The following is a 12,032-nucleotide window of genomic DNA, read 5'->3' on the forward strand; positions in this document are numbered from 1 at the left end:
TAGCCCTATCAAATGAAATGGAAGGATAGTGAAACCCGTTGAATAAGTCGAAATGGTTGTCTATGACCCTATTGCTCACAATGATCGTTTCCCTTTGGTCCACGACCGCGGTTGCTGCGGAGGCCGTCTTTGGCTCCGCTACCACAACCGCTGCTCCGACCGCCGCCGATTACATTGAAGTAGAAGCCGCTCCGGTCGACATTACCATTAATATTGAAGGTCCTCGCAAGCAAATTAATGCTGTTGATAAGGATGTTAGCGGCATCACCGATTATGTAGCTTTATTCACAACGGAGTATGCACCTCAAATTACGGTTGGAAAAACTTCCGTCGGCGTTGTCGTCGATGGAGCTAACCAGGTCACTCGGGTAGTAAACCCTTCCGTGAACGGCGGAGTGCCAGTCTGGACAGGACCTACTGACCTAGTCATCCCTCAAGGCGGTTACATCCTAGTATCGAATGACGACAGTTGGGCGAACAAAACCTACAAGCAATATCTCGCGAAAAATTTCAAGGTCGGTGACAAAATCAAGCTGCGCAAAAACGGTGAAGTCATCCCTGTCTCTGACTTAATGACAGGACAAGGCCTCAAAGCTCGGCTTAAGCTGAACAACGACGAATGGTTTACGGTAACCGAGCCGAAAACAGTGGTCTCCGGCAAGCTGGAAAACCTAGAGCAAGGTATCCCCTATTCGATTCGCGTGAACCAATCCTCGGTTGCTTTGCAAGCGAACGGCACCTTTCAGATCGAGGTTGGTCTCACGGAGGGTGTCAATTATCTTGACGTCATCGCCATCAAGAACGGGACGGAAAATGACCGCAAGACGCTTGTCGTGTTTTATAAAAAACAAAACGGTACCGCTAAGGAAGTCGTCCTCTGGGTCGACCAAGGAACGAATATTTTCAAGCTGCAAACGCCTGAAAATGTTCACGATATGCTGACCAAGGCAAAAGACGCCGGGGTCACGGCCATAGCATTAGATGTTAAAGGTGTAGAAGGCTTCGCCAACTACAAGAAGAACGACCTGACCGGTCGTCCGCATATCTCCCAAATGAATGCGCCGACCCGTGCGGGAGCGAATCCGAACCTAGACATGTTGGAAGAGTTCATCAGGTACGGGCATCAGCTCGGCATCAAAATCCATGCAGCGTTCAATGTCTTTGCTGAAGGCTCACCTGCGCATAACGAGTATGGGCTGCTGAATCAGCACCTCGACTGGGAAGAACATGTGTACCGTCCCGAGGATGGCGGCCAGATTCTACGGCTGCGTGAGAGCAACTATTACAAAACGGGCAAATCCCTCGTTGCTTTCGTTAACCCGGCTAATGATGACGTTAGAGCCTTCGAGTTGAAAAACATGGAAGAAGTCATCAAAAACTACGATGTTGACGGCGTCGTGCTCGACCGAACCCGCTATGACAATGAAACTGCCGACTTCAGCCCATTAACCCGCTCGAAGTTCGAGGCATTTCTCGCCGTTCGCGGTAAACAGCTTACAAATTGGCCGGCCGACGTTTTCACTTACGTGAACAATGTCCGGCAATTCGGACCGCTCATCAATGATTGGTGGGAGTTCCGCTCGCAGACGATCAAGACGTTTACGGATGAAGTCCGTTCGCTTACCAATCGCTACACGGCGCTGAAAGGCCATAAGATCTACTCTTCCGCCTATGTTGGCTCCTGGTTTGAGTCTTACTACCTGAACGGTGTCCACTGGGGCAGCCCGAATTTCAAATACGACAGCCGTTTGCAATTCCCGGACGACAGCCTTTACACTGAGTCTTACGCACAAACCGGTTATACGGGCAACATCGATTTTCTTATGATCGGCACGTATCAAACAACACAAAAAGAAATCGAGCATCACATCACGCTGGGCAACATTGTAACGAACGGTGAAGTTCCAATGTACGCGAGTATCGCGCTGGCGAACATCCAGGATCCCCCGCTGCAGCGGTCGGTGTTCCAGGCTGGCTTGTCGCAATCGAATGGTCTGATGCTCTTCGACTATTCGCAGGTTAATTGGTCGGTTGTGAAAGCGTCGCTCCAGAACGTGGAGTACGTCAAGGATTATCAAGTAGGCTCAAGTGTTCCTGGCAATCAGGAATCGTTCCTTGAAGGCGATTTGTACAATGTGAGCCGGAATGAGAATAATCTTAACGTCTATACGGATACTTTCGGTCAAACTACGGCTACAAGCACGTTCGGTGTCGAAGCGATCGTGGACAGCACCGGTAAAGTCACTAAAGTCGTTAACCAACAACAGGCGCTTAGCTGGAACTGGACGAACATGTCACCTAATAACAGCGTCATTCCGCAAGGCGGCTTCGTCATTTCTGCTTTAGATGCTTCAGGCGTTCGGACGAGACGGCAGCTGGTCGCCAAAACGTACAAGGTCGGCGATGCTGTCAGATCGGCCGTGCTGCGCGGTCACCTTGCCTATGCAAACACCAGCACACCGCTGAAGAATCTCGAGATCAAGGGCAATATCGAAGTGCTGGGGCCGGGTACGGCTGATGTTCGTTTGAACGGCGTTCCGGCTGCGCTGGCTAGCAACGGAGACTTCAGCGGAAATGTATCGCTGGAAGTAGGCGCCAATCCCGTAAAAATCTCCGTTTACGTAGACGGCCGCAAAACGAATGAAAAAACCGTAACCATAACGCGTACGGCTCCCGTCATCACAGGCATTGAGCTTGATTCTGCCGCCTACCGACTAGTGGCAGGCGACAAGCATGCAACTGTTGCGACCGCTGTCTACTCGGACGAAACGAGAGCCGTAATAAGTGGTGCTGTGTTCAGCTCCAGCAATCCTGAGGTAGCAGCCGTTGCCGCAGTCGGAACGGTTACCGCGCTGAAGGCCGGAACTGCGGAAATCTCCGCAGTATATGAAGGAAAAACAGCCAAATCAGTCGTTACTGTCGTCGAGTTGGCAAGTCTTTCCTTTGATGAGAATAAACATAGTCTTGTGAAAGGTGAGACCTTCAATGCACCGCTCAAAGCTACTTACTCAGATGGTACAATGGCGTACATCACCCAAGGCGCGACATTCATCTCTTCGCTCGATAAAGTTGCATCCATTGCTGCAGACGGCACTATCACAGCTGTGAAGCCTGGATCCGCAACCATTACTGTCTCTTATCGTGGCAAGCAATCGGAGATTAAGATCAAGGTATTCAATACTCACATAGAGAAGATCGAAGATAAAGAGAATGATGATGGCGTGTACGACGATGCAGCGAACGATAATAGAGAGAATGAAGTTGGAGATATGGGTTAAGGTTTGACAACGGATAGCATCACATGATCAAAAAAACATCCGGTTCCTTCTCAGAGAGAAGGTCCGGATGCTTTTTTTGAGGCAACTTGAGCAAATAAGCTGATTGGTCATTTAGCTGTATTTCGTGAAATAGAGGAAAATCGTTCCGCTTTACCAAGATATCGGCCTTTTGCAGCAATTTAGCGTATCGTCGTTCCTCTTCCTTTACCAAGTCGATAGTTGGAACCTTCATTGGGAGACGTATAGTCGTAACTTTCGGTTTGATTTTCCTGTATCTCAGCTTACGGCAGCTCCAACCACTGATAAGGCGTCTTTGCGGCCTTCATTCCAAATTCCAAAACCGTTGCAATTGCAATCGTTTCTGACTGCGGAACAGGCGGCTTACCCGTCTCGAAAAAACCGAAAAGATTCTCAATAAACGACCCAAAGAAATCCGACTCGATCTTTAGAAACTTCGATGACCCCGCTTCATAACTGAGCGCCATGCTGAACGGACATTCCCACCCATATAGGTTTATTGTTGCTTGGCGGCCGTCCGCATACCCGATCAGCAGCGCTGGCGTGTTTGCCGTTCCCGTCCACATCACTCGTTTGACATCCGTCCCCATCAGCGAGACGATCGGCTCCACCTGGTGGATCGAATAGTTTTCAAATTGTCCCGGTCCTAGGCTGCAAATGGACTCTATCCCTTGCTTTTCTAGTCCTATATATTCTGAAGCGAACCTTAAAGCCGAAGTCGAGTACATGGGGGTCCCATGCTTGTCTGCGAGTTCGAACATCCGCAAGGCCGCTGCCCGGTTAGGCGCGAACGTTTTATCGATATAGGTAGGCTTGCCGGAACGAAGTGGAATCAGCGACAATTCCTCATGGTACTCGGGATGATCTGGCGATAGAACAACCAAGTAGTCACTCTGTTCCACAACCGCCTCGATCGAGTCAAGAAGCTGGATTCCCTTCTTCTCGCTCCAATCCGTATTACTAAGCTTTCCTTCCATATTCGACTTGCCATAAGCGTATGCGACCTTCATGCTGCCACTCGATGCCCTTTCAATCCAACCCGGATATTTCTCCGCATGCCACTCGTCCAGAAAATAGTCAATAAACCCGATCTTTTTCATCCACATCTCACTCCCTCAGAGAAATAAAACCCCCACGGCGTGAACCGCAGGGGATAATTGCACCTTAAAACAAGCTTACTTCTTGTTCGCTGCGTACCATTCGTTGACAGCTTTCGTCATTTCGTCTCCGCCATCTGCTTTCCACTGAGTCACGAATTTATCATAATTTTCGAGCTGCTCTGCACCTGTGATGTATTTCAAGAAGGTATCTTCCATCAACTTTTGCAGTTTTAAGTTGTACTTACCGATTGCTTCAAGCGGAGGTGCAAAAGAAAGCGGGTCTACGACGATGTTGCCTTTGGCAGCTTCCTGATTTTTGTTAAACGCATCGGTCAGGATAGGATCTTTACGAACACGCGCCTGCCAGTAGATCGGGTAGTTTTTCTCATCCACTCCTGTGAGAAACGAAGAAGCGTTGTTATACTGGTCGTTGAAAATCGGCAGAATCGGGAAGTAGTTGCCGTTTTCCACCTTATGGTGAACGCCTTCTTTACCGATCGTCGCTTCCTTGTGAATGTCTTTGTCGAGCTTCAAATCCAGGTATTTGATAATCTCTTCCTTGTTTTCAGCCCATTTCGGTATACCCACGTAATAGCTGATACCTGCTGAACCCATAACTTGTACTTTGCCATCATCGCCTTTCAGGTAAGGTAGGCTTGCGATTTTGGCGTTTGGTGTGTTTTTCAGAAGTGCATTTTGTACGGTAGGCGCGTTGAAGTAGCCGTTCGAGATCATAGCCGCTTTGCCGCTCGTGAAGTTCTCGATGACTTTGTTCGCCTGATTGAGAGACCATTCCTGATCAATCAATTTCTCTGAATAAAGCTTCTTCATGAACTCTAAGTATTTTTTCATGTTCGGGTTTTCTACCACATTGACCAGTTTGCCGTTAACATCCTGCCAACCGGTAGTTGCGGACGACTGAACCAGCGTGAGGCCGAACGTCGGCATGATTTCAGGAACGAGCGGGGTTTTACCGCCGGACAACGCCATGACATTCTTCTTCTCTTTGATCGTCTTCATAACGTTGTACAGCTCGTCGCGTGTTGTCGGGGCCTTAAGTCCGAGTTCATCCATCCAATCCTGGCGCACGATAAGCGCTGAGTTGACGATCGTACCCGAACCGGTCTGTGGAATACCGTAAATTTTACCGTTCAGCTTGGCCCCGTTCCAGGAGTTTTGGGAAATAACGTTCTTCATGTTCGTGCCATATTTGTTTACCAACTCATCGATCGGCTCCAGGGCGCCAGATGTTGAGAGTCTGGAATACTGCGGGCCACTGAGCAGCATGAATCCATATTTTTCCTTGTTAGCCATGAGCAGGTTAAGCTTGTCGTCTGGGTTCTCGACCGGCAGCATGTCGTAGGTAACTTTGTAGCCGGTTTTTTCGTTCAGGAACTTCGCCACGACTTCAGCATTTGGATCAAAACGCGCATATTGCAACAGCGCCTTGAATTCTGGCTTCGGCTTATTGGTATCTACAGTTGCGATTGGAGCTGTTGATGCAGACGGTGCAGTGGTAGTCCCTGCCGTTTGGCCGTTTCCGCCACAAGCGGTGATAGACGCTGCCAAAGTCGTGATGGACATCAGAGCTAAAAATTTTTTTACCATGAAAGAGCCTCCCTTTTTCATTCTTTGAGTATGGAGAAGTGCGTAAAACCAAATTTCATGGAACCATCTTTGAGCCTGCCCACCACCACCCTTCAAGTTTTGTTTGTGAGATTCAGCCTTTAACGGAACCTACTAGAACACCCTTAACGAAATATTTTTGCAGGAACGGATACACGAGTATGATCGGCAGCGTCGCCAGAATGATGGAAGCCGCTTGGATCGACTGCGGTGAAACATTCAGCGATGCGTCAACATTGGTCCGCATGAAGGCATCCGTCGAAGAGACGAATAATTCCTTTAAATAAAGCTGCAGCGGTTTCATTTCTACCGAGTTGATATAGATAAGCGACGTAAAGTAGTCGTTCCAGAACGTAACCGCGTAGAACAATGCGATGGTTGCCAGCACTGGCATCGACAGAGGCAAGATGATACGCACAAAGATCGTCATATTGCTGGCCCCATCCATTTTCGCCGATTCTTCGAGACTGTCGGGCAGGCTTTCGAAATAGCTTTTGACAATGAGCATGTTGTACACGTTAATCATTAATGGTAGGAAGAGAACCGGAAGTTTATCGATAAGATTAAGCTTGTGCATTAGCAGGTAAGTCGGGATCAATCCACCGCTGAACAGCATAGTAAACAGGTACATGATGATAAAAAACTTGCGTCCCCGCAGCCTCGGCTTAGAAAGTGGATAAGCGGCTAACGTCGTCATGAATAACGCGAGCAGCGAACCAACCAGCGTCACCGTAATGGAAACCATAAACGCATTCAGGAATAAGGAATTGCTCGCCACATACTTGTAAGTCCCTATTTGAAAATCGATCGGGTACAAGGTAACCATCCCTGAAACGACCGCCGCCTCGCTGCTAAGCGATTTGGCGATGAGATTGATGAACGGAAAGATGGTGGAAAGTCCCATCAGGATAAAGAAAATATGATTGACTACTGTGAAGATTTTCTCGCCACGGGATGTTCGGATGGCTCCAGACCTTCTAACGGCAGGTGATTGTAAGGTGCCTTTTGTATACATAGCTGATCCTCCTAAAAGTTTTGCTTTAGCAAAACTAACATCGTAAGCATAAGCTTTATTCGCCGTTTACCAGATACCTCGTCCGAAAAACTTACGGGCCAAGCCGTTTCCCGTTAAGATCAAAATAAACGCAACCACGGATTCGAATACTCCTACGGCGGTTGAGAAGCTGTAATCCTGTTCACCGAGACCTATGCGATAAACAAAGGTGCCAATAACATCTGCGACGTTGTATACGCTTGGGTTGTACATAACGAGAATTTGTTCAGTTCCCGCCTCGAGCACATAGCCGAGCCGAAGGATGAACATGAGCAGGATAATCGGAACCAGACCGGGCAGCGTAATATGTATGATTTGCTTCCATTTATTAGCGCCATCTATTTTGGCCGCTTCGTACAAGCCGGGATCGATACTGGCCAAAGCCGCCAAGTATATGATCGTGTTCCAGCCGGTCTCCTTCCAGCCTGCCGTGCTGATGAGAACCGAGCGGAAAATGTGGCTGTCCAGGAAAAAGCGGATCGGTTCGCCGCCCATGGCGACGATTATTTTGTTGACGATACCGCCGTTCGTGGAAAGCAGATCGATGAACAAGCCACTGACGATAACCCAAGACAGGAAGTGAGGCAGATAAACCACGGTTTGTACGCTTTTTTTGAACGCCATGTTCTTCAATTCATTAAGCAAAATGGCGACCACAATCGGGAGCGGAAAGAGAAATACGATTTTGTAAATAGAAATGATCAAGGTGTTCTGGAACACCTGCAAAAAACTGGCGGATGAAATCAATTTATCGAAATGCTTCCACCCGACCCATGGACTTGCGGCCATACCATCGAAAATATTGAAATCCTTGAAAGCAATGATAATCCCGTACATCGGCGTGTACTTAAACAGCAGCAGAAATGCGATACCGGGAATGAGTGCGAGATACAAATCCCAATCTTTCCTGATATCGATCCACAATTGTCGTCTATAGCTCTTTTTACTATTTTTTTTTGTTAATATGACAGTTTCCGTTGTAGTGGTCGTTTCTCGCAAGGTGTCTCCTCCTTCTTACCTGTCTTTCTTAGATTTAGTTTATCACCCACCGTTTTTTTGCGAATTAGAGGAATATTACTTGTTTTGGTACTTTCATAACTTCTCGCGTCTGACATATGAGAAAACCTCTATCGAGGCCATTCAAAGATGAGCGACCGCGTTTAGAGGTAGGTTTTATCGCCAATAAGAAAGCGGTTTTCGGGAACCGAAAACTTATACTTTCTTATGTGGTAAAAAACCTTCCCAGATGAACTGAGAAGGCTGCCAAACGGCTTTCAAGGAATTCAATGACGAACTTCCCCGGGCGTCACGCCCCAATATTTACGGAATACTCTTGTAAAATAGCTCACATCCCTATACCCGACACCAGCTGCGGCGTCGTATACCCGTGCTCCCTCTTGCAGGATTGCCTTGGCTCGCTCCATTTTACGTTCCAGTACATAGGTGGAAAAGGCTTTTCCTGTTTCTTGTTTGAAGAGACGGCTAAGGTAGGATGAGTTAACATACAGCCGGTCGGCGACAGCATGCAGCGTCATTTCCTGATCGATTTCATTTTCGACTAGACTTAATATAGTCTTAATCATGCCATGACTCGTCGATTTCCGTCTCTGGCTGGCATAGGTTAAATACGCTCTAATCATTCGCTGCAGCCAAAATAGAATTTGTTCCTTCGCGGCTAGTTCCAAGTGATTTTGAAAATAAACGTAATCCTCACCGGCGACTTCCCGCACTGGCCAGCCCTGTTTCTGGATCATACAAATAAAGAGGCTTGTGAAATAAAGGATGTGCTCATGCATGTCTTCAACCGTTTCCGCTTTGGCCATGCCGCCGTCCCAGAGGGCAGATAACGTTTCGATCGCTTTGTCGCCTTCCCCTGTTTCGAGTGCGATTTCCAGCGCTTTCTCCAGGTTTGGTTGAAATGACAGTTCCGGTTCTCTCCCCTGCTCTTCACGGTACGGGATCGCCAAATCATAGCCCAGTACAATCCGATTCTGTAAGGCGCGAACCGCCTGTACGTACAGTTTGTTCATATCCTCTTGGCCGCCTGTTATCCCGCTAATCCCCGCACTTGCACTTAGCCTAAGGCAGCTTCGTACAGTTAAAAGCAGCTTTTCGGTCACTGCATTGATTTTCTGGAGGGCTACTCCAGGCTCTTCATTTCCATCAAGCTGGAACACGACGACTGTGCAGCCCGCATAATCGGTAGACACCCAACAAGGAGTTGCCAGCAATGTTTCCTTCACGATACTGCTCAGCGAAAATTGGAGCAGCGAAATATCTTTCTTGCTGAATCGGGTTTCATCCTCCGACAGCGGGTCCATATCGACTACGGCAACAGCATATTCGGCATCTTTTTGTAAATCCAGTTGAAGATCCTTGCTTTTTTGTTCCAGCTCCCAAGGTTCGTACTTTCCGTTCAGCCACCCTTGGAAAAATTCATTGATTAGGTGTGGAAGATGCAGCTTCCATTTTTGCTTTAGCTCATCTTCGTTATGGCGCTGCTCAAGCTCACTCTTCAACCGGTCTGCCGCTTCGAGCACCGTCTCCAATATCTCCTCGTCCCCTGCCGGTTTTAACAAATATTTCATAACACCAAGCCCCAGTGCCTCTTGAGCGTATGCGAAATCGTCATGTCCGCTGAGAACAATGATTTTCAACAAAGGGTCATCTTGGCGAAGTTGTCTTGCTAAAGTCAGTCCGTCCATCTCCGGCATCTGCAGGTCCAGTAAGATAATCTCTGGCTTTTTGCGATCGATCAGCCGCAGAGCTTCCATTCCGTTTCCAGCCTGCCCGACGACTTCGATTCCGTGCTTGTCCCAGGGAATGTTGTTGGCTAGTGCGTTTCTGAGGCGGACTTCATCTTCCACAATTAATAAATTCATAGATGGAATCTCCTTGATGGATAAGATGTATTCTGAACCCATTCGCTCATGGCACGTTACTTTCCTGCCTTGGTCTTACTTCACTTGTTTGATTCGTGAGTATAGCAGAAGCTCTTGAATTTCCTTTAAAGTTTTAGTCAGCTGGAGCTCGACGGCTGGATGAACAATCCCCGCCTCCAACTTTTCCTTTATCCATTGCTTGAACGCTAATACCTCAGTTTCCAATGTGACTAAATCATCCTTTTGAAGTAAGCCAAGAACGAATTCCACTCTGTTTACAATCTCTATCGCTGCCTCTTCACTGACTACCCCGCGCGGAATGTACACCTGCTCCACATCTACTACTGCCGCTTCAAGTAATCCTTGTATAGCACGCAGCGGAAACATCCCCGTGGATATTGCCTTGGTTCTCCACGGACCCATCCGCAGAACCCTTATCGCTTCATTACTCGCTTGGCCGAATGCAAATATCACCGTCCCATTATCAAGATCACGCGCAGCAAGTACCTGATCAACTGTTTCGAGTGCTCCCAATCGGATGTACATTGGGTATATGCCGCTGTAAACCAAATTTCCTGGCTGCAGCTCGTTTTTGTGCAGTTGAACCGACTCCCTTACCGCAAAGGGACTAGAATAATACGCCTGTGGAATAACGACATCGACATGCTGCGACCAATTCCCGATTTTCTCAGATTCCGCCCCCGGCTCTGGTGCAGCTGACACGATGACCTGCGGATTGATGCTTTTTATTTCCTTGTATAAGTCCGCCACAAAATCATCCTCAATCTGCTCCAACCAGTCCGTCCACGTTTTCCAAAGCTCCTGCTGCCGCTCTGCATCAGTTCCAAGGGGATCATTACCATGCTCACGACGAAATGCCTCACGTGCATACTCACTGAAGCAGTAGCTTTCCTTCCAATCAGCGGAATGCGGAAACCGCATAAAATCCAGATTGATTCCGGCAACCCCATATGTCATAATCATCTCTTTCATGATGTCGAGCAGATATTGCCGTACCTCCGGATTCGTAATATCAAGCCAAAAGTAACCGGTCTCCTGCTGAGGCAGGGGCTTTTCGGACCCGGTTTGGCGTCTCGAAAACGCGGACCATTCTGGAAGCGTCCGAAGCACCGGACCTCCTGTTGGGTCGACTCCGACCATGAACCCGTCCAGCCAAGCGTGCACGGCGATGCCCCGCTCCCCGGCCTCCTTAACGAAAGCCTCAAGAGGATCCCATCCCCGAAAAGCAGGGTGCTGCTCCTCCACTCGTCTGGCAGTAGCTACACGGCTCGGATAAATCGTATACCCCCAAAACCAAGTCTCTAGATACAACTCGTTGAAGCCAGCAGCCTGCACACGGTCCAAGGTGCGGCACACCTCCTCACGGCTTTGCTCCGTCGGGCGGTACCAGACTCCACGGGCTTCCGCCACTCTGCTCGGCAGAGCTAGAAAATAACCGTCCAATGCCTCCGCTGACGTCTGCTTCGCGACTCTCATACACGCACCTGAGTCTGTGAGCTGAAGTTCCCGCGCTTCCTCCAACAGATGAACCGCCCTTCCCACATGCTCTCTTGCCAAGTCAAAAGGAGCATTCACACATGCGTCCCAATTCTCCTTAATAGTCCGCTGCGCATTTGCAATCAGCTTTTCCGCCTGTTCCAAACACAAGTTGATTTCTTGCTCAGCCATAGTTAATTATCCCTTCATGGTGTGTTTGGTATAGAAATTATCATATCTATGGTGGACTTGATAGGGGACAGTGGATACTTTCTTTGGTATTTTGACATGGAAAAAAGTCTCCTGGCGAATTAAACCCTCACCACGAGACTTCTTCTTATTTTAGTGATCTCAGACTAGCTTTATAATTACTCTCTCAGCGCTTCTTTCAATTTCGTGGACATGCTATCCATGGAGCCCGAAGACGGACGCTTAACTCCACGTAGTTTCGCGATTTCTTGTTTCAATCTCTCGTTTTCTAATGTCAATTTTTTGATCTGATCTAGGAGCTGTTCCTTTTCTGAGCCTTCTTTATTTTCCAACAGTATCCCGCCCTTTCCTTCCGAATAAAAATACC

Annotated in this window: 8 protein-coding genes; 1 reads left to right on the forward strand and 7 read right to left on the reverse strand. The window is 48.3% G+C overall.

Annotated features, from left to right (window positions below):
• Positions 1–38: 38 nt before the first annotated feature.
• Entirely contained in the window at positions 39–3,278 is a 3,240-nt protein-coding gene (locus GC098_RS22830; protein WP_171645515.1) for a family 10 glycosylhydrolase, read from the forward strand.
• A gap of 281 nt (positions 3,279–3,559) precedes the next feature.
• Here the strand turns inward: GC098_RS22830 and GC098_RS22835 are convergent, their stop codons facing one another.
• From GC098_RS22835 to GC098_RS22865, 7 genes are all read right to left on the reverse strand, one after another.
• Positions 3,560–4,396 carry a Gfo/Idh/MocA family oxidoreductase gene (locus GC098_RS22835; RefSeq protein WP_171645516.1) on the reverse strand — a complete coding sequence of 279 codons (837 nt, stop codon included), beginning with the start codon at positions 4,394–4,396 and terminating at the stop codon, positions 3,560–3,562.
• 75 nt (positions 4,397–4,471) lie between these two features.
• Entirely contained in the window at positions 4,472–6,004 is a 1,533-nt protein-coding gene (locus tag GC098_RS22840; RefSeq protein ID WP_171645517.1) for a type 2 periplasmic-binding domain-containing protein, read from the reverse strand.
• Between the two features lie 112 nt (positions 6,005–6,116).
• Positions 6,117–7,037, reverse strand: a complete 921-nt coding sequence (locus GC098_RS22845; protein WP_171645518.1) for a carbohydrate ABC transporter permease — start codon at positions 7,035–7,037, stop codon at positions 6,117–6,119.
• Between the two features lie 66 nt (positions 7,038–7,103).
• Complete coding sequence (locus tag GC098_RS22850) at positions 7,104–8,042, reverse strand: ABC transporter permease (protein WP_171645604.1); 939 nt, start codon at positions 8,040–8,042, stop codon at positions 7,104–7,106.
• A gap of 317 nt (positions 8,043–8,359) precedes the next feature.
• Positions 8,360–9,958 carry a response regulator gene (locus tag GC098_RS22855; RefSeq protein WP_171645519.1) on the reverse strand — a complete coding sequence of 533 codons (1,599 nt, stop codon included), beginning with the start codon at positions 9,956–9,958 and terminating at the stop codon, positions 8,360–8,362.
• A gap of 75 nt (positions 9,959–10,033) precedes the next feature.
• On the reverse strand, positions 10,034–11,647 hold the full coding sequence (locus GC098_RS22860) for a glycoside hydrolase family 10-like protein (protein ID WP_171645520.1): 1,614 nt from the start codon (positions 11,645–11,647) through the stop codon (positions 10,034–10,036).
• Positions 11,648–11,823: 176 nt separating this feature from the next.
• Positions 11,824–11,997, reverse strand: a complete 174-nt coding sequence (locus GC098_RS22865; protein WP_171645521.1) for a hypothetical protein — start codon at positions 11,995–11,997, stop codon at positions 11,824–11,826.
• Positions 11,998–12,032 lie beyond the last annotated feature (35 nt).

This window comes from Paenibacillus phytorum (assembly GCF_013141715.1).
GTDB classification, from domain to species: Bacteria; Bacillota; Bacilli; order Paenibacillales; family NBRC-103111; genus Paenibacillus_E; species Paenibacillus_E phytorum.